The 17,605-nt window shown below is 31.7% G+C and carries 21 protein-coding genes; 11 read left to right on the top strand and 10 right to left on the bottom strand.

Translation table 11 applies throughout. The features are described from left to right. Positions 1 to 2: 2 nt before the first annotated feature. Entirely contained in the window at positions 3 to 431 is a 429-nt protein-coding gene (locus tag DMB91_RS03915; RefSeq protein ID WP_034906926.1) for a hypothetical protein, read from the bottom strand. A 1,081-nt stretch (positions 432 to 1,512) separates the two neighbouring features. Between DMB91_RS03915 and traF the strand changes: the two genes are divergently transcribed. The 11 genes from traF (at position 1,513) to DMB91_RS03865 (ending at position 8,023) form a co-directional block, all read left to right on the top strand. After that, positions 1,513 to 2,307 (top strand): conjugal transfer protein TraF, encoded by a 795-nt coding sequence (gene traF, locus DMB91_RS03910; protein ID WP_260604873.1) that lies wholly within the window; start codon positions 1,513 to 1,515, stop codon positions 2,305 to 2,307. Next, positions 2,304 to 2,960 (top strand): chromosome segregation protein ParM, encoded by a 657-nt coding sequence (locus DMB91_RS03905; RefSeq protein ID WP_034903139.1) that lies wholly within the window; start codon positions 2,304 to 2,306, stop codon positions 2,958 to 2,960. Before traF ends, DMB91_RS03905 begins: the two co-directional genes overlap by 4 nt. Continuing rightward, positions 2,957 to 3,967, top strand: coding sequence for a TraU family protein (locus DMB91_RS03900; RefSeq protein WP_034903136.1), 1,011 nt, complete (start codon positions 2,957 to 2,959; stop codon positions 3,965 to 3,967). Before DMB91_RS03905 ends, DMB91_RS03900 begins: the two co-directional genes overlap by 4 nt. Positions 3,968 to 3,982: 15 nt before the next feature. Further along, positions 3,983 to 4,915 (top strand): TrbC family F-type conjugative pilus assembly protein, encoded by a 933-nt coding sequence (locus tag DMB91_RS03895; protein ID WP_034903132.1) that lies wholly within the window; start codon positions 3,983 to 3,985, stop codon positions 4,913 to 4,915. A 12-nt stretch (positions 4,916 to 4,927) separates the two neighbouring features. Continuing rightward, positions 4,928 to 5,113: a hypothetical protein gene (locus tag DMB91_RS03890; RefSeq protein ID WP_034903128.1), complete on the top strand. Its 186-nt coding sequence runs from the start codon at positions 4,928 to 4,930 to the stop codon at positions 5,111 to 5,113. Between the two features lie 2 nt (positions 5,114 to 5,115). Further along, complete coding sequence (locus tag DMB91_RS03885; protein ID WP_034903126.1) at positions 5,116 to 5,541, top strand: thioredoxin; 426 nt, start codon at positions 5,116 to 5,118, stop codon at positions 5,539 to 5,541. 182 nt (positions 5,542 to 5,723) lie between these two features. Then, on the top strand, positions 5,724 to 6,173 hold the full coding sequence (locus DMB91_RS03880; RefSeq protein WP_081946891.1) for an NYN domain-containing protein: 450 nt from the start codon (positions 5,724 to 5,726) through the stop codon (positions 6,171 to 6,173). Positions 6,174 to 6,638: 465 nt separating this feature from the next. After that, entirely contained in the window at positions 6,639 to 6,788 is a 150-nt protein-coding gene (locus tag DMB91_RS08830) for a hypothetical protein (protein WP_170999484.1), read from the top strand. Continuing rightward, on the top strand, positions 6,785 to 7,174 hold the full coding sequence (locus DMB91_RS03875) for a type II toxin-antitoxin system death-on-curing family toxin (RefSeq protein WP_034903121.1): 390 nt from the start codon (positions 6,785 to 6,787) through the stop codon (positions 7,172 to 7,174). Before DMB91_RS08830 ends, DMB91_RS03875 begins: the two co-directional genes overlap by 4 nt. 85 nt (positions 7,175 to 7,259) lie before the next feature. Then, positions 7,260 to 7,670 carry a hypothetical protein gene (locus DMB91_RS03870; protein ID WP_034903118.1) on the top strand — a complete coding sequence of 137 codons (411 nt, stop codon included), beginning with the start codon at positions 7,260 to 7,262 and terminating at the stop codon, positions 7,668 to 7,670. Continuing rightward, the gene (locus DMB91_RS03865) at positions 7,667 to 8,023 is read left to right on the top strand and encodes a hypothetical protein (protein ID WP_034903115.1); all 357 of its coding nucleotides are present in this window, start codon (positions 7,667 to 7,669) and stop codon (positions 8,021 to 8,023) included. The genes DMB91_RS03870 and DMB91_RS03865 overlap by 4 nt, the downstream gene beginning before the upstream one ends. Before the next feature lie 24 nt (positions 8,024 to 8,047). Here DMB91_RS03865 and DMB91_RS03860 read toward each other — a convergent pair whose 3' ends face one another. The 9 genes from DMB91_RS03860 to DMB91_RS03820 all read right to left on the bottom strand — a co-directional run bounded on the left by DMB91_RS03860 (position 8,048) and on the right by DMB91_RS03820 (position 17,586). Then, positions 8,048 to 10,831, bottom strand: a complete 2,784-nt coding sequence (locus DMB91_RS03860) for a conjugal transfer protein TraG N-terminal domain-containing protein (protein WP_143116816.1) — start codon at positions 10,829 to 10,831, stop codon at positions 8,048 to 8,050. Positions 10,832 to 10,839: 8 nt separating this feature from the next. Further along, positions 10,840 to 12,027: a conjugal transfer protein TraN gene (gene traN, locus DMB91_RS03855; protein WP_143116815.1), complete on the bottom strand. Its 1,188-nt coding sequence runs from the start codon at positions 12,025 to 12,027 to the stop codon at positions 10,840 to 10,842. 9 nt (positions 12,028 to 12,036) lie between these two features. After that, on the bottom strand, positions 12,037 to 12,870 hold the full coding sequence (locus tag DMB91_RS03850) for a hypothetical protein (protein WP_052043151.1): 834 nt from the start codon (positions 12,868 to 12,870) through the stop codon (positions 12,037 to 12,039). Positions 12,871 to 12,987: 117 nt separating this feature from the next. Beyond that, positions 12,988 to 13,254: a hypothetical protein gene (locus tag DMB91_RS03845; RefSeq protein ID WP_052043150.1), complete on the bottom strand. Its 267-nt coding sequence runs from the start codon at positions 13,252 to 13,254 to the stop codon at positions 12,988 to 12,990. Between the two features lie 11 nt (positions 13,255 to 13,265). Beyond that, positions 13,266 to 14,729 (bottom strand): conjugal transfer protein TraH, encoded by a 1,464-nt coding sequence (locus tag DMB91_RS03840; protein ID WP_052043149.1) that lies wholly within the window; start codon positions 14,727 to 14,729, stop codon positions 13,266 to 13,268. Beyond that, complete coding sequence (locus DMB91_RS03835; RefSeq protein ID WP_034903112.1) at positions 14,717 to 15,223, bottom strand: S26 family signal peptidase; 507 nt, start codon at positions 15,221 to 15,223, stop codon at positions 14,717 to 14,719. The genes DMB91_RS03840 and DMB91_RS03835 overlap by 13 nt, the downstream gene beginning before the upstream one ends. Further along, positions 15,223 to 15,525 carry a hypothetical protein gene (locus tag DMB91_RS03830; RefSeq protein WP_143116814.1) on the bottom strand — a complete coding sequence of 101 codons (303 nt, stop codon included), beginning with the start codon at positions 15,523 to 15,525 and terminating at the stop codon, positions 15,223 to 15,225. Before DMB91_RS03830 ends, DMB91_RS03835 begins: the two co-directional genes overlap by 1 nt. Before the next feature lie 60 nt (positions 15,526 to 15,585). Continuing rightward, positions 15,586 to 15,933 (bottom strand): hypothetical protein, encoded by a 348-nt coding sequence (locus DMB91_RS03825; protein ID WP_034903108.1) that lies wholly within the window; start codon positions 15,931 to 15,933, stop codon positions 15,586 to 15,588. A 12-nt stretch (positions 15,934 to 15,945) separates the two neighbouring features. After that, entirely contained in the window at positions 15,946 to 17,586 is a 1,641-nt protein-coding gene (locus DMB91_RS03820) for an ATP-binding protein (protein WP_231549659.1), read from the bottom strand. Positions 17,587 to 17,605: the final 19 nt, after the last annotated feature.

Genomic DNA, 17,605 nt, shown 5'->3' with positions numbered 1-17,605 from the left:
TTTTATTTATCTTTTTTGTTTTTAGAGACATTTAAAGCAAGAATTTCAATAATTTTCTCAAAAGTTTCTATATCTTCATTTGTTAAAGCAAATTTATTGCTTAAGACAGCGTATTTGTAAGCTCGCTCTATTTCTAATTTTGGATATTTTTCTTTAAGAGTTTGAAGTTTTGGTGTTTTTGAAACTCTTTTAAGCTTTTCTCGTATAGTATTTTTAAGTCTTTTGTAGAGATTTTTACTTGCTCCAATAAGCTGTGGATTAGGTTGAGTTTGAGGGCTAAAAATTGATATAATGAAATTTAAACACACTTTTTCTCTATTCATCTTTCTTTTATCATTGGGATTTGCAAGCTGGTATTGAAAGGCTTTGATAATCCAAGTATGTATAATTTTCTCAAGGCGGCTTGGTTGTTTATTTTGTGTTTCTTGCATAGCTTCTACTCCATTATTTTGTGACTGTATTATAACATCATCTTGGCAAATTGTGCGGTATTTGTGGTATGAATTTGCAATTCTTGCATATTGATATTTACTTTGCAATCTTTATTTATAAAGCATTTTATTTGACTATATTGTGTGTTTTTTGAGTATATGAGTTCAAGAATGAGGCAGAGAATAAGGGTAAAAATGAGGTAAAAAATGAGTCCGATAAGCAAGGCTAGATTAAAAGTAGGGATATATGAAACATATAAAGAGCTTGAATTATATTGAAAGGGTTTGTGTGTGTAATTGAGTATGAATGAGGTAGAAAAATAGGTAAAAAATGAGAGGGGTGTTGCGTGTTAAATAATATTGTTTTGTGAGAGTAAAGCAAGGGTGTTAGAATAAGGGGAAAAAGGAGGGAGAAAAAGACGGTTGCTAATTGAAATTTATGGTATGAAAATAGGTATTTATATTACGAAGTAATGTTGCTTGCAACGAAAATATTTTAGCCCTTTCTAATTGCAAAAATCAGCAAATCTATTTTTTGGTATTTTATAAAATTTATGGTATGAAAATAGATATATTCATACTGATTTTATAATGAAAATTTAAACTACCTAAAATTAAGCTTTTGAAAGTATATCGTAGTATGAAAATAATATTATTCATACTGAATATGCAATGAAAGTAAATAGCGGTATTTTATTATGAAACTCAGGTATTTTTTATTTATTAAAGCATAATTAAGATTTTAAAAAATATAAAAAACTTTTAGAGCTTAACTACCTCTGCAAAAATTCTAAATAAAACAGGTTATTTTAATTAATACTTTAAATTTAAGTGCAATTTTAATTATAAATAGTTAATGGGCTTAAAAATAGACCACCATTTTATTTAAAATAACACAAGATAAGATGACTTATTTTTTAATTTAATTAAATTAAAAAATCAGAATAAATTTTATAAAAATAATTAATTATTCACTATAATTTTTATTAATAAAAAATCAATATTTTTATAAATATTATATTCCTAATAATAATATTTTTTTGATATAATTGTATTTGAGATTATAAATAAGGATAATGCTTTGTATAAAAAATATATGAGTATTGCATTAATAAGTTCTTTGTGCTACGCAAATGAGTATTTTAATATAGGAAAGAATGATTTTTTTTCTACTAGTAAAAGAGGCTGGCATTATTTTGAAAAAGATGACGTCAATAAAAGCGTAAATCTTGAAGAAAGAAAAAAAGAAATTGATAAACAAGATGAAGTGTTTATGTCTTCTATACCACTTAATTCCTTAGAGAATCTTACAGCCGAAGAATTTACTCAAACCTTTGAAAAAGCTAGAAAGATAGCCACAATGAAACCTACAAAAGAAAATGTTGCTATTTTACAAAAGATGAATAAGTGGCAATTAGAACAATCTGAAAAATTTGCAATGATATGGCAAGTTAATCTACTAGAAAATCCAAACTTGGAATTTCCTGAACTAGCAAGTGATAAATTTGGGCGTAACGATGCTTTGATACAAAGAGATAAAAAGGTAGAGCAATTCTTTAAAAGCCACAAAGACAACCTTGCTTTTGTGGTTTTTATGAGCAAATTTAACGAAAATACTAATATTAAACAAAAAGATATCTATGATACCATTAAAAGACAATACGATGTTACTGTTGAATATATAGATGTAGATATACGAAAAGATTTAATTAAAACTTTTAAACTTGAGACAACGCCTGAAAATTTTTTTATTTACAAAAACTCAAAGGGCGAAGCGATTTGGAAAAGGATAAGAGCTGGATTAAGCAATAAAGATGACATTATCAACAATACCATATTTTTGTTTGAAAATGCAATTTTAGAGGGGGATAAATGAAAAGGAGCATTTACATAAGCTTACTACTTTGTAATTTAACTTTAGCAGGATCAAGGATAGAGCTTAATCTTGGACAAAACTATGATTTTGCAGAAAAAGATATTTTAGAGCTTATTGATGAGCATATTAACAAAAATAAAGCTAATTTCGAGCAAAAAGCACGAGAAATAAACCAAAAAGGAGCTGAAAATGTTAAAAATTACAAGCCAAAAGATTTAAAAGCTCTTGAACCTGCAACAGAAGATAGAGTATTTTATCCAAATCTAACTTATACGCTGAATGAAGACATAAGAGGGGCTGATGGCAAGATAATCTATAAAAAAGGATATAGTTTCAACCCAGCTGATTATGTAAAAATAAACTATGCAATGATTGTTATTGATGGCACAAATAAAGCTGAAGTGGAATGGTTTAAGACAAGTGTCTATGCCAATTCTATAGCTTACCGCTTACTTCTTTCAAATGGAAGTTATTATGATTTAAATCAAGAGCTTAAGCAAGCTATTTTTTATCTTGTGCCTCAAATTCGTGATAGATTTAATATACAAAAAACACCAAGCATTATCAAGCAAGTGGGCAATGTTATAGAAGTGCGCGAAATTTGCCTTTCTTGCAAGGAACAAAACACCACACTCTCAAAGGCTCATCAATGAATACAAAACATTCCATTCTTGCTTTAACGATAGGATCATTCTTATTTTTTACTCCAAGCAAATCAGAATCTGTTTGCTTAGCTAATCCAGCACAAGTGGTAAATACTATGACTTCGATTTGCTATTCTTGTATGTTTCCTTTGTATATGTTTTCAGTTCCATTAATACAAGGACCAATGCCTGATGTAAGAGGCTCTTCATCAGCACCTATTTGTATATGCGAAGCTCCACCACCTCTTTTTATAAGAATAGGCTTTCCTATAGGATATTTTGAGGCAAGCAGAATGATTGATGTGGTAAAAGACCCATTTTGTTTTACAGGACTTGGATTGAATATGGGAGCCAATCTTATCAATACTTCATCAGGCACAAAAGGCGATGCCATAGATAGACAAAGAGTATTTTACCAATCGCATTATTATATCTACCCTCTATTTGAAATTTTAGGTATGTTTGTTGATTTATTATGTTTGAATGCTGGAGTTGGTATTGATATAGCCTATATGACAGAAGTTGATCCTTTATGGCAAGATGATGAATTGTCAGCTTTAGTCAATCCTGATGCCTTACTATTTGGTAATCCCATATCACACCTTTCTTGTATTGCTGATGCTACTTCAGCACAAACCAATATAGCACTTGATCCATTGTTTTGGTGCAAAGGTTCTTGGGGTAATGCTTATCCACTTACAGGCAATACAGGAAGTAAAGACTATGTAGAAGATGCGGCTTCTGTAGCAGCAGGTATGCTCTACAAGCTTCATAGAGAGTCTGTATTGTGGGAAAGTTCAGGACCACCTACCGTAAGTGGGATATGCACTGATTATCCTTTACCTATATGGCTTAAATCATCTTATCGCTTACAAATTATCGCTCCTATACCACACCCAATGGGTATGGCAATAGGACAATCAGGCTTATTGTGGAGTTATGCTAAAAATTTACCAGCTAATGGGGATAATTTTAGCTTTATTATCTTCAAGAAAAAAGAATGTTGCGTATTGTAAAAAGAAAGGAAAAATATGAAAAAAATAGTATTACTGAGCCTCATAGTCTCAAATATTCTTTTTGCTGAAACAGACAAAGAAAAACTATTCGAGCAAAAATATCTTAAAGATAAGGCTGACTTGCGATCAAGTATCAATGTAGATGAGCTTCACAACAATGCAAAAGATTTAAATCTCACAAGTATTGACACGCAAATGAAAATAACTTCTAAAGATTTCAATGAAAGCTATGGAAGCATAAAATATTATCAAAGCAAGCAAGCACAAAACATAGCTCAAGATATTACTAAGATGAGAAAAAGCAAGGAATTTGCTCGTGAAGTAAGCAAAAATGAGGATTATATTTTAAACGATAAGGGCTTTGATTTTGGTAAGCATACAGGACAATACTCAGAACGAACAAAAGCTATGATAAATGACTTGAAATCTAATAAACATTTGCTCAACACAAATAAATACCTTGAGCCAAACGAAAAAGTTTTTATTATCATAAGTTCATCTTTAAAAGATACCACCATAACAAACTACTTCAAAAGTTTAGAACAAGTAAATACCGATGTAAGCTTTGTTTTAAGGGGCGTTGTAGGTAATAATGTGCGTTATATGAATCCCACAAGAGAATATTTGCAAAATTTAATGATTAAAAATCCAAAAGGCGATTTGCAAAACAAAACAAACTATTATGAACACAAGATAGAAATCAATCCAAAAATTACAAGGCGATTTAAGATTGATAGAGTGCCTGCAGTCTTATACATACAAAATTATAATCCAGCAGTGCAAGACTACAAAGAAATTATAGGGGAACCTGATGAAAACGAAAATTATGTGATAGCGTATGGGGAAAGTGAAGTTGCTTATGCTCTGCAAGAAATCAATAAACAAGCCAAGAGCAAAGGCTTAGATAGGCTTATTAAAGCAATGGGCAGTGGCTCATTTTATAAATAAAAGGAAAGAAAAATGCTAAAAGAAAAATTTGCAAAGTTTTTTACAAATCTCAAAATAGGTTTTAAGCAAGTAGAAAGGCAAATAGAAAAGTCCTTGAATGAGATAACCGATGAGCAACCTCGCAAGAGTTCAAAGGCATATTTACTAGATAAAATTGTGTCAAAATTTAAAAAGAACCACACCAAAGAGGGAAGATAAATATGAAAAAGAGAACACTAGCCATCTTTGCAGTTCTTATGTTGTGTTTTTTAAATTTAAACGCAAAAACTTATGACAACATATACGATGCGGCTATACAAGCACAAAGTGAAGCTAAATTAATGATATTCTTTGTTTTAAGCGATACTTGTCAGTTTTGCCACAAGCTAATGAATGATATATCAAGCAATCAAGCCTTATTAAGTTATTTAGATGAAAATTTCATAGTAGCTACCACAAATTTAAATGCAGATGATGGAGTGATACCAAGAGATTTGCTTTTTAATGGAGTAACTCCAACAACTTACGTACTTACTCCAACAGGTAAAGTTATAGGACAACCTATTGAGGGAGCTATTGATTCAAATATGTTTTTAGGGCTTATTAAAGGCTTGGAGGAATATAAGAAACAAAGGCTTGGGTTTTAATTTTTTTAATATCTATACTTGTTTACTAAATAAAATAAGATATAATTAAACCATCCACCTATTATCTATATGGTAATAGCCACCCATTTTGGGTGGACCTTTATTTTTTGGACTTCTTATGCGTCGTGTTAATGCCTACATAGATGGTTTTAATCTTTATTATGCAATAAAATATCTGAACAATCCGAATTTTAATTAGTGCTTATACAAATTTTAATCCTCATAAAAAAGCTAAGCATCAGCTTTATACACAAGCATTAGAACAATTATCAAAAACAAAAGTAATATTAGGCAAATTTAAAAAGAAAAAACCTAGATACGGAAAATGTGATCAGCAATATGATACCTGCGAAGAGAAAGAAAGTGATGTCAATATAGCTATACAAATTTTAGAAGATGCTTTCTTAGATAGAATGGATAAAGTTTTTTTGGTAACAGCTGATACTGATTTAAATTCTACTATTGTAAGATTTAAACAACTTTTTCCAGATAAAAAAATCATACTTTTGATTCCACCAAAAAGGCTGAAGCAATCTTATGAGCTTCAACAAAACGCAAACACATTAAGGGCTGGGCAGTATAAAAGAAATTCTGTAAATCTCTTCATCTTCATTCACAAATTTATGAATTAAACTAACGACTTGATCTACATCGTTATAATTAAACTGTATATCTCTATTTCTTCTTTGTATTTTTTGAATATCTAATCTTAAATTTTCCCAATCAATAAAAATTGCAAGTTTTTTTCTTCATAGTTCTTCCCAAAGCATAAAAAAAGGGTTACCCTAATCCCCACTGCATCGGATTAAGAATATGCAGTAATGGGGAAGATTAAGATAACCCTTTTACAGCCCACCAACAATAGGCAACCATAGCACTCGGTATACAAATGCCATTTAAGGCATCTTTTCGGTGTCTTGATAAGAAATCATACTTTAAATAAACTTAAAAATAAATAAGTTTTTGTATATTGACTTTATTAACGCTTTTATGCTACAATGCTATAGCTAAAACGATGAAAATATAAAGCTTCAAAGCAAATTTAATCAATAACAAACATATAAAACAACACTCATCTAAAACCAAAGGATTTTACAATGCAAACAATAAGACAAGAAGCCACTCAAAAACAAAGCAAAGCATACATTGCCGAAAGAGAAGCTGTTAAAAAAACTATGGAAAAGATGGCAAAAGAACTTGAAAAACCACAAATTAAGGCTGTATTTCAAAGATTAAAAGATAAATGAAGTATATAGAAATTGACGAAGCTATTGCCATTCACGAAAAAATCATTGAAACGATAGGTGGGCTTAGTGGTTACAATGATACACAAATTTCTTACTTAACAAGTGCTTTGGAGCACATAAAAAATGATAAATACTATCCAACCATTGCTGATAAAATCACTCATTTAATGTTTGCTTGTATAAAATTCCACCCATTCTTAGATGGAAATAAAAGAACTGCTATATTTTTAGGAATGCACTTTTTAGATTTAGATGATAAATATAATGATAAATTTGCCGAAATTATGGAGGATATTGTCGTAGGTGTAGCTGACAATACTATTTCAAAAGATGACTTGAATAAAATTTTAAATGATTTTATTTCAAATTATAAAATGGTAAATTGATACTTCTTATTATATATCATTGACTTTTTAACATTTTTATGCTATAATATCATCATTAAAATAATGAAAATATAGGAGTTTGCAGATGAATTTAAAATTAAATATTTTACTCGCAACTTTAATTTTTACTACTTTTACACAAGCTCAAGAAGTCAATGAAAGATATGTTCTAACTTGTATGGCTAGGGATACAAACAACAAGCCCACAAGACAAAAAATGACAGAATGTATAACTCTTATCAAAAAATTGAATGCTGAAAAAGGTAGTCAATATGTAGTGGATAATTATTCTTTTGTTTGGAGCTCAAAAAAAGAAAAAGATATTTTAGCTAAAATAGCAGCAAGTGCCTCCTTTGAAATGGGTTATAAAGAACCAAACAATCAGGCAATGGAACAAGGGCTCAAAAAAATTGTGGAACTGAGTAATAAAGATGATTGGCAAACATTAAATTGCCTTTACTTATCCCAAATTGGTAAAACAAGGTGCTTGAAATGAGAAAAAGATTATGCAAATTGTTAATTTTACCTATAATAATCTGGAGTGTTTTTATAGGTTATGGTTTTTATATAAACTATGATTATAATCAACTTAAAGATTTTTATCAAGTTTTAATTGCTACTACCATTGGACTTATTGTAGCTATTATTGTTTTTTATTTTCTTGCATATGTAAAATATGGCACCACTATTGCAAGGAATAACCATAGTAATGATAATACACTAGACGATTATTTCGCTTCTGAACAAGATCGTTTAAATCCATATGGCAAAGATATTTCAAGTCCACACAATGTATATAATCCAATAAACCCCAATTATATTTTTAAAAATCCTACCATTGATTTATAATGCCTCCCAATAAGGCACTATAAATCAAAATATCCCTCTATCTAAATTTTTTCCTGTGCTGAATGAACTTCTACCAGCACCAATAGATTTTTGACTGCCAATATCTTTAAATTGTGCAGCTGTATCTGTCTTTCCGCCTAAGTTAGATAGATTTGCAGCCTTTCCGCCATTTTGAAAAGCTATATCATCGGAATTTTGGGAGTGTTCCCTTGTCAATGCCCCTTGAACAATATTACCATTTTTATCCACACCAAAACTTGATTGAAATTTAGCACTTCCAGCATTTTGACTATATTCTCCTGCTACCTTGTCATAGTTGAGATGATTTTTCATATCAGGTTTTTCAAGTCCGCTAGCATTAATGCTTTCATTGTTTTTCATACCAGCATAATGTCCCAATGTCTCAAAATCTCCTCTAGCACCTGCTTGCTCTAAAGCAACTAAAGCTTGAGCTAAGCCTTGATTTCCTTGAAGATTATGTTCATTCATATAATTTTGCACCATTTGTGTTTCTGTATTTGTGCCATATTGTTTAGAAAAGCTTTCTAATGCAGTAAAACTATCCAATTGGCTTTTTAGTTCTTGAGCACCTTTTGATTCGCTTGTGGAAAGATGATTGCCAAATGCTGCTCTAAATGCTTTATCTTGCATTAAATTCGCTACATCATTCTCGGTATAAGTATAGCTTTTACCTCCACTATGAGTGTTGTTTTCCGAAACATTCTCTGTATTTTGTATATTTTTGCCCATTGATTCATTAATTGAGCCATTAATACCTACATTTGCACCAGAAGCCCCTCTATCTCCTTTTGGATTTATACCTACACCTCCACTGAAAGCTGTATTAACATTTGTTTGATCGTGATAAGTGGTAGAATCACCTTTTCCACTACTACTGCTTTCTGTGCTTTGGATACTTGTATTATCCCCAAAACCAAATCCTTTTGCTCTACTACTAGAACTACCTGTAGAGGACATAAAATCTGATAAAAACTGTCGCCCCTCATCGGTAGAAAAATAACTATTAGCAGAATTTGTAATACTAGAAAGCCTAGTTTGACTTTCAGAATTCATTGCAGAAGTGCTTATTGTTGATACATCTCCAAGCCCAACACTACCATCTGAATTTAAAACGCCTTTTGAATTTGCGACAGTTGACACACTAGCATTAGCTCCATATCCACCCAAATTACTTACATTTGACATTTGCACAAAAGAACCGCCTGTATCGCTTGCATACACATCTTCTTTCCTCCCAGCATAAAGAGAGCTTGTCATAGAACCATCAGCAGAACTTATCTCACTTCTTGTAGAAAGTCCTTGTTGAGTAGAAAAGCTACTTGCTGATCTTGCACTGCCTGCTAGTTGTTGGCTTAAGCCTGAAGCTAAAGATACAAAGCCCATTTCAGAGCCTTTTGCTAGAGAAAAAGCTAATAAAGGAGTTAGCATTACGAGGTATTTAAGGTAGCTTGAATGTGAAGTTACAGCTTGAAACACTTCTTGATAATTTGCATAAGTAATAGCCCCTACTCCAGCATTGACAAAGGCGAAAGTATGTTGCAAGGTTAAATCATTAAGATAGTTAATAATGCTTAATATTGGTGTCCAAAGCACTAAAGATAAACATAAAACAAAAAACATTTTTATATATTGATATGAGCCAAACATTATAGATAAAATCGCCATAAGCCAAGAAAGTCCTACGATAATAGCTGTAAGATAAGCTTTAGCTATAGGCAGATAGGTTTGAGCAAGTTTGCCTTGAGCTTGCATGCCTGTAACATAACTTTGTTCTGCAACAGCTGCATTAGCCGCTAATGAATTTGGATCAATTCCTAAAACACTTGCTGTATTATTAATGCCATCATCAAGGGCATTAATAAGCACCATTTGTTGAATTTGCTCCCTTGCACCTTTTGCTTGCCCAAAATAAATTTGTGATACACCATTGAATTTATTCCTCCATTCAGTTACTGTGCCTACATTAGCAATATGAGCCTCAACTGCTTCTCTAGCTCCAGCAACTTGAGCTATGTCTCTTTTTAAATTTTGAGCTGATTCTCCACAAGAAATAAGGCTATCATTCATTTGTCCGTTATTGTTTTCATAATAAACTGTGAGTTTAGAATTTGTAGTTGGGAAAAGAACATTGATTAATTCATCACTTGTATGTATATCATTTATAGAAATTTTACCACTTAAAGTATCGTATTGTAAGCAATTTTTTACATAGGCATTTATATTGAGTTGCACATCAGGATTTGTTTTTTGAATTCTCAAAGTTGGTAAATCCATCATAGCATTTAATGAAAAACCTAATCCTGCTTGAGAATACGCTGTAGAATCAGGCGTTGAAAAATGTTTTTCCATTCCATCAAGCAAAACCTTTTCAAATCGACTCATTAAAGATAAAGTATAGCCTATACCCATTGGCACACGAGAAACAACATAATCTTTATTTGTAACTTCATCGTGAATCATAAATTGATTTTTAGAGGTATTTGCAGGACTTAAAAAGAAAAAATATACCACAGCATAAAGAAGTAAAAATTTACCAAATTCAAAGATAGGACTTGTCCTATCGCCCATAGCTTTTTGTATAGCAAAAATGAAAAAGGCTATAGTCATTGCAGCTTTGATGATATAATCAGCCTCAGTTGTCATACCTTTAACTGCTTGAAGCATATCATTCATTATATTGCCATAGCCCCAAGTGTAGATAAGCTGGGAATCAGGAATGTTTGTCGCTGCAAATACACTTGCAGGAAACAACAATAAAGCATTGCAGAATATTAATTTTTTAAACATTGTAATCCTTATTTAGATATATTATTTAGATTGCCTTGAACCTTGTCTTTGATTTTCAAAGAATCAGCTGAAAACTTACTAGAAATATCATTTGCATTTATCCTACCCATAAGATCAGCAACAAACTCACTTAAATCAATCTCACTAAAATCAAGTTTTTGAAATTCTTCAGGGGTAAAGCCTCTGCATTGTGGTGCTTCAGAGCTACCCCAGCCCATACCTATTTGGGGACGCCCTTGCTCGTGAAATATCCTTGCAAGTTTAGAATTAAAGCAACAAAACGATTTTCTTCTTTGTATGCACCCTATAAATCTCTTTCTTTTAGAGCAATATTCGCCAACTTCAACGCATTTTCTATCTCTATTGTCTTTAGCAAGCTTTTTCTCTCCCTCAGAACAAGATACGAGTCCTAAAAAGACTTTGTCTTTATCACAACAACCTCCACCTGCAAGTCCTCCAAATCTATCCCAACTTTTGCAACGATTATCCTTGCCATTGAAGATATAAATTTGTCCTCCACAACTACCATCGCTATTCCAACCATCATTGTTGGCATCTTGAGAGCCTTGAGGCGTGCCTAATTCTTCTTCATCACTGCCACCACCTGAAGTATTATTATTTTCAGTATCTAGGCTTGAACCAGAATTATCTGCATTAAAACAACTTGGCATAGTTTCAAATTCAAACAAAGCTTTATATTTTGCAGTTGAGCTTACATCACTCCACTTTTTAGATGAACTTGAAAGTATTACAAAATGCTCGCCTTTGTCCTTATCTATACCATTATCATTATTTTTGGCTCGATTATCAGGCTGTTTATCTTCCCAATTTTTAAAGCTCAAAGGCTCGTTATTAATATCTCTAAAGCGTGCATCATCATAGCTACACTGCTTGTTTTCAAAGCAATAATTATTCGTATAGCTTAAATCTGCTACACCTATGAAAGCATTAGAACCAATATCAATCATTGAGCTTAAGAAAGCATTTTCTTCTTTAGTATTTGGCACAGCCAAATAAGCGTTGGTGTCCTTACTTAAATTATAAGCTTCTTCAAAAATCATAGTTTTAGCACTTTGTGCGTAATAATGCCCATCAAACTCTTTAACTGTGCCTATATGAAAACAAGGCATATCAGCTTGGGCAAAAACACTTGCAAAAACTACACTAAGCATTGTTTGTATTGTTATTCTTTTCATTTTTTATCCTTATTTATGACATACGCTATCTTTTGAAACTTCTTCAACAGCTGAAAAAGAAGCTAAAACTTCGCCCATATCATTAATTTTTCCGCACTTGTGTTTAAGCTTTTCGCCTTGTTTTATAGGACAAGTATCTTGCTTACATTCTCTTATTTCAGCCTTATAAACAATATCATTGCTTGTAACATTTTTTCTATTTGTTCCATCACTAAATATAGTTGTATCAGTATTTGGCACACTAACTTCACAAAATTTCATATCAGGGTTATTTACAAGCTGAATACTACCATTGCCACCACTATAAGAGTAATTTGAACCTGACATTTTAGCACTTGATTTAATACTTGCTTCTTCACTCATTAACTCTTGTTTAAAGCTTGTATCAAGCCCTGAATTATCATTATTAAATGCTTCACTAAAGGCTGAATACACGCTATCTTCACTTTGAGCTTGTAAGCTTTTTTGTTGATTAGCAAGAGCTTTTAAATCACTATTTGTATTTGTTTGCACATAACTTGAACCTTTATTTAAAGCTGTATCACAAGCTGAGCTATCTTGCCCCTTATACACAAGCATATCACTTTTTAATTCAGCCTTAGACAAGATAAAATGCGTAGAACTTGCGATAAGATTTGATATAGGTGCAGCAATATCTTGCAAAATCTTAGCTTTATTAGTATGAGCTAAATTACCACAACTTTGGTTGATACAGTAACAACCTCCACAATCTTCTTTTTGAACTTCTTTTAAAGAAAGAATAGAGCCATTATACTGCCAAATATGATAAGCCATCTTATCAATCCAAACATATTTAGGGCGACCAAAAACATCATTACCCACTTTCTGCCTTATAGAAGTTGTTGTTACAACGCCATTGGCACATATACCGCTAACATCAGAAAAATAAAAATTTCTATCTTTTCTTTTATCAAGATTCTCATCAATTGATATGTTAATTTATATGTTTGATCTTGAGTCTATATTGTAAGAAAAACTTATAAAATCAGCACTCTTTGCTTCTTCGCATACTATCTTAGCACTCCCACTACTTTTACCATCAACGCTTGTAATAGCACTTCCATTTGTAATGGGATTATTTATCGTAGTATTCATATTGCTTTTAAAATGCTTAAGAATATCTGCTCCAAAACTTATACCATCATTTGTATCAGTAGCTAAAAGAAAAGATAGGAAACAAAGCATTAAAGATAAAGTCTTTTTCATAATTTATACTCCTAATTTTTGCCTGTATTGGTTAAAGGATTTGTTCTAAGCCCTTGCACGAGCATATTTTTGATTTGATCTGTTACGCCACTATTTATACCGATTTCTTCACTTATTTGGGCTAATTTGCCTTGAACAGCATTATTAAATTCCATTGAAGCTACTGCAATCTCTCTCATAAATTGAGCATCTTCTCTATCTAACTTTTTGCTTTGATTTTGATAAGCAGCAAGAGTTTGATTAAGCTCAAAATACAAATCGTCCATATAGGCTTTAAGAGTAAGCAAGGCGATATATTCGCTAATAGGAGTATTAGTTTTAAAACTAATTTTACCTGTTGAAGCAAGATTAAGCACATCTGCCACAGGTAAAGGAGCACCCTCAATAAAACTCTTATTGTCGGCTGTAAGTGGGGTATTTTGGGTAATATTTGTAAGGATTTCATCAAATTGTGCTTCCATAAGCTCTCTCATACTTTTATTCATCATAAGAGTTGCTTTTGTTGTTCCTATAGCAGGATCATTACACTTGCCATCATCACATTGAATATTATATTTGGTATATTGAACTTGATTTTTTCCACCTTTTTTTTCTTTATTATCCCAAACAACATTAATAAAAGATTCTGCTGAAATTTCAGGGCGTAACACAGCTATCTTTGGTTCTGCATTAGCTCCATTGCCTGTAGCAACAGTAGCTCCCTCTTCGGTGTAACCCACCACATCGCCTACAAGTCCTCTTATGATATGTTCATACTCATCATTACCAAAGGCTTTTTTAAAGAAACCATTTGATTTTTTTGTAGCATTTTTAATCAAACTAAATTGTTCTAACAATACCTTAGCCGCAGTATTATCCTGATCTGCTATAGGCGAATTGCCATTAACCCATTGAGTAAATTGACTAATTTTTTCTTTAGAATTTTTTGTTGTTTCTGAAAAACCACTTACCCAATCAGCTTGCTGACCACCTGTTATGTTTTCACTAAGAACCTTACCTAATTTGTTACTCCAATTTGTTGTCATTTGACAAGTATCAAAATTCATATTATTTATAGCATTAGCTATATCTTCAAGCTCGCTCATTATGGTTTGACAATCCTTGCAAAGTGTAGAAAGTGCTATTTGAAAAGCAAAAGCAGGAGCAGCAGAAGCAATCTTCTTTAATTTATCAACCAAATACTGAAAATTGAGGTAAGAAAAACCACCAAGCACCATATCAATACCATTGCAACCCACATTAAATTTAGGAGCTTGAACAGAAAAAGGTTGTATAGTCTCGCCTCCTCCCCAACGAAATCTTGCACTTCCACCTGTAACAAAGCCTGAAGCTTGTGATTTAAAATACCCAGCATTCTCACTTGTAAAACTTCCTCCAAGTGCTGAACTGATAAAGCTAGACATATCAGCTTTGGCTCCACTTGCCATTATAGCACTGATGCAAGCTATACTTAAACCTTTTTTTATAGCTCCCATATACTCACTCCTTGAATTAAATTTTTATCAACAAAACCCCAATACCTACTATCATAACTTCGCTCGTGAATCCCCATTACAAAATACTTGCCTTGAGGAATAATACCATCAAAAACAAAAGGTTTAACTTCTTTACCATTTTTATCTTTAGTCTTTGCAACACCTATAAGCTTACCATTACAAAAATACTCCAAACCCTTTACACTAAGCATATCTCCATCTTTACAACGCACATATTTGGCAAAATTTGAAAACTTTGTAAAATAAGGAGTGTCTTTAGGTAGCAAAAAATAAATCAGCTTATCTTTAAGTTCTCTGCTTTGAAAATCTTTTCTATAGATCATCACTTGCTTATCGATACTTTGGGTTCTAATAAAGCCTATCCCAAAGAAATTTGTTATAAAACCAATTGCAATGTATAAAACAACAAAAACAACTATAGATAAGGCTATAATGTTAAGAGCTTTGCTGATATTTTCTTTATCCAAGCTCATTATTTATCCTTTCTAATATTTTCATAGATAGCAAGCACATCTTTACTAATATCTTTTGCATAAGCATTGCTATTAGCCAAAGCACTTTTATAAAAAATAAGAGCATTATTCTCATCTGCTATCTTTTCTACTATAGTGTAAATTTCCTTTGAGCGTTCAAGCACATATTCTTCGCTTGGCACAAAACCTTTATTATTTAAAGCTATGCTAAGTATTTCTTTTCTTAGACTATCTTCTATAACTTGCATATCTACAAGATAAATTTTTGGAAATTTAGGAGCAAAAAACTTATCATAAGACACAATACAACAAAGCATTAAAACAAAAAATTAAATTTATAAACAAATCTTTGGTATTCATCTTTATCCTTTTTTGTGTAAAAGCGAAATCAAGTGATCAAAATCATAGCCTCTCGCCATAAGGAGGTTAAATATTAAAGCTATAAATTTTCTTTGAGAAAGTATATTTGGTATCATATAAATATGTTCTAACAAAACAAGTAGCTCTTCTTCTTTGTCTTTTAATTGAATGCTTTCAACTGAATACATATCCTCTTTATTCAAAGGCAAAGCAAAAAGCATATTAAATAAAATTTCTGTTTCTTCTTTTTCATTATTTGCTTGAGAATATAAATACAACTGTTTGATAAAAAATTTTACAAGATGTAGATCACTCACTTTATCCTCAACCATATCCTCAAATTTAAACATTACTTCTCCTTATCATAGTTCTTTGGCAAGTTTTTCTATAGCCTCTCCTAAATTCATTCCACTATCAGTAAGCTCTTTAATTCTTGCCTTGTCTTTTGGATCTGTGGAAGTAAGAAAATAAAAAAACCTATCCATTACAAGTCTATAAGGTAGTTTTATTTCTTCAGGAGTAATTACATATAGCTCTGAATATTCAGGCTTAACTGTAGAAACTGAGCGTAAAATTTGCTTATCCATTTCTCCAAGATTAAAGACTTCAGACTTTATAAGCATATTGATTGAAGTTTCAGTTTGCTTCATAAAGATTTTCCACGAAGAGTTGCTGATGATAGTTGAACCAGCCTTTGAAAGTCCTCCGCTTTTAGCATTGTATATATCATCAAAACCTTGAGTAGCAAGTATGATAGAGCCATCATATTTTCTTGCTCTACGATATGCTTGCTCAATGAAATCATCCATTCTTGGATTTTTACCAAGAAATCTATGAGCTTCATCAATGATGATTTGAATGCGAGATTTTCTATCTGCACTCATATACATAAGCTGATTGATATGATAAATAAGAAGCATTACGAGCGGATCTCTGATTTCAGGGTGGCTTTCAAGTCCTTTAAATTCAACTACTATAAATTCTTTACTGATATTAAACTCATTTGTCCCAGCTAAAAACTTTTCATAAATTCCACCCCTACAAAACGAACCAAGTTGATCCGCAAAGTCTTTAAATCTTAAATCTTGTTCGCCATACATAGCATTAATTGTATCTCTTATATTGGTTACTTCAATTTTATTGCCTATATCAAGATAAAGTTTTTTGATAATATCTTGAAGCTTTGTTTTTATCAGCTTTTCATCTTCTTGAGCTCTATTTTCAGATTTTGAACTACCAAGCATATAGATAAAATCTGCTAAATATGCCAAATCTTCCATTAATTGCTCTTCGTTCTTAATTTCAGAAAATGGATTAAAACTAATAGGCTTTTGAGGATCAAGAAATACATATTGTCCATCTAAAGTCTCACAAAGCTTTAAAAAGGAATTGTCATAATCTAATACAAAAACTCTATCGCCTCTTGCATAAGAATTAAAACCAAGCATATTCAAAAGCACTGATTTACCAGCTCCTGAAGTAGCAACAAGATAAGCATTAAAATTGATATTAGAAACAAACAAATCCACTCCTGCAAGCTGTGCTCTTCTTGAAAAAAGTATTATATTTGGAGTTGTGCCCTTGTAATCTGCTTCAAGAGGAATAAATTGAGACACTTGATCAGGAAATAAAGAACGATATTTACCTGTGGTAGAAAAAATATATTCTTTATTTATGCCCATAGGTAAAGATGCAATGAAATTAAGCTGATGAATACCTAAGGCTTCGTCCATTATCAAAGCTTTGCTTTCTCCGCCCTTGTTCCAATAACTCATCATAGTATGAGCGTTTTGAGCGGCATCTTCATAGCTATCTCCACTTACAATAACATTTAAATCAAAAGCATAAAGTTTTTCTTTTTGATTGTCTATCCTATCAAGGATAGATACACTTTCTTCTCTTGCAGCAGCAAATTGTCTAAACAAAGCTTCACTCCATTTTTGAGAAAGAATGACTGAGTGATTTCTTGCAACAGAACCTGTTTTTTTCTTAGGAAGTCTCATAATTGAACTTGTAATAAAG

Origin of the sequence: Campylobacter sp. MIT 97-5078 (assembly GCF_006864455.1) — a bacterium.
Lineage (GTDB): Bacteria > Campylobacterota > Campylobacteria > Campylobacterales > Campylobacteraceae > Campylobacter_D.
The sequence above is the reverse complement of the archived record's forward strand: the minus strand, read 5'-3'. Positions and strand labels throughout refer to the sequence as shown.

Bases quoted from the DNA above. Each gene is read 5' to 3' on its own strand.
- DMB91_RS03890 (WP_034903128.1), top strand. From the start codon at position 4,928: ATGCTAAAAGAAAAATTTGCAAAGTTTTTTACAAATCTCAAAATAGGT.
- DMB91_RS03900 (WP_034903136.1), top strand. From the start codon at position 2,957: ATGAATACAAAACATTCCATTCTTGCTTTAACGATAGGATCATTCTTA.
- traN (WP_143116815.1), bottom strand. From the start codon at position 12,027: ATGAAAAGAATAACAATACAAACAATGCTTAGTGTAGTTTTTGCAAGT.
- DMB91_RS03820 (WP_231549659.1), bottom strand. From the start codon at position 17,586: ATGAGACTTCCTAAGAAAAAAACAGGTTCTGTTGCAAGAAATCACTCA.
- DMB91_RS03865 (WP_034903115.1), top strand. From the start codon at position 7,667: ATGAGAAAAAGATTATGCAAATTGTTAATTTTACCTATAATAATCTGG.
- DMB91_RS03825 (WP_034903108.1), bottom strand. From the start codon at position 15,933: ATGTTTAAATTTGAGGATATGGTTGAGGATAAAGTGAGTGATCTACAT.
- DMB91_RS03905 (WP_034903139.1), top strand. From the start codon at position 2,304: ATGAAAAGGAGCATTTACATAAGCTTACTACTTTGTAATTTAACTTTA.
- DMB91_RS03860 (WP_143116816.1), bottom strand. From the start codon at position 10,831: ATGTTTAAAAAATTAATATTCTGCAATGCTTTATTGTTGTTTCCTGCA.
- DMB91_RS03885 (WP_034903126.1), top strand. From the start codon at position 5,116: ATGAAAAAGAGAACACTAGCCATCTTTGCAGTTCTTATGTTGTGTTTT.
- DMB91_RS03915 (WP_034906926.1), bottom strand. From the start codon at position 431: ATGCAAGAAACACAAAATAAACAACCAAGCCGCCTTGAGAAAATTATA.
- DMB91_RS03875 (WP_034903121.1), top strand. From the start codon at position 6,785: ATGAAGTATATAGAAATTGACGAAGCTATTGCCATTCACGAAAAAATC.
- DMB91_RS03840 (WP_052043149.1), bottom strand. From the start codon at position 14,729: ATGGGAGCTATAAAAAAAGGTTTAAGTATAGCTTGCATCAGTGCTATA.
- DMB91_RS03835 (WP_034903112.1), bottom strand. From the start codon at position 15,223: ATGAGCTTGGATAAAGAAAATATCAGCAAAGCTCTTAACATTATAGCC.
- DMB91_RS08830 (WP_170999484.1), top strand. From the start codon at position 6,639: ATGCAAACAATAAGACAAGAAGCCACTCAAAAACAAAGCAAAGCATAC.
- DMB91_RS03870 (WP_034903118.1), top strand. From the start codon at position 7,260: ATGAATTTAAAATTAAATATTTTACTCGCAACTTTAATTTTTACTACT.
- DMB91_RS03845 (WP_052043150.1), bottom strand. From the start codon at position 13,254: ATGAAAAAGACTTTATCTTTAATGCTTTGTTTCCTATCTTTTCTTTTA.
- DMB91_RS03895 (WP_034903132.1), top strand. From the start codon at position 3,983: ATGAAAAAAATAGTATTACTGAGCCTCATAGTCTCAAATATTCTTTTT.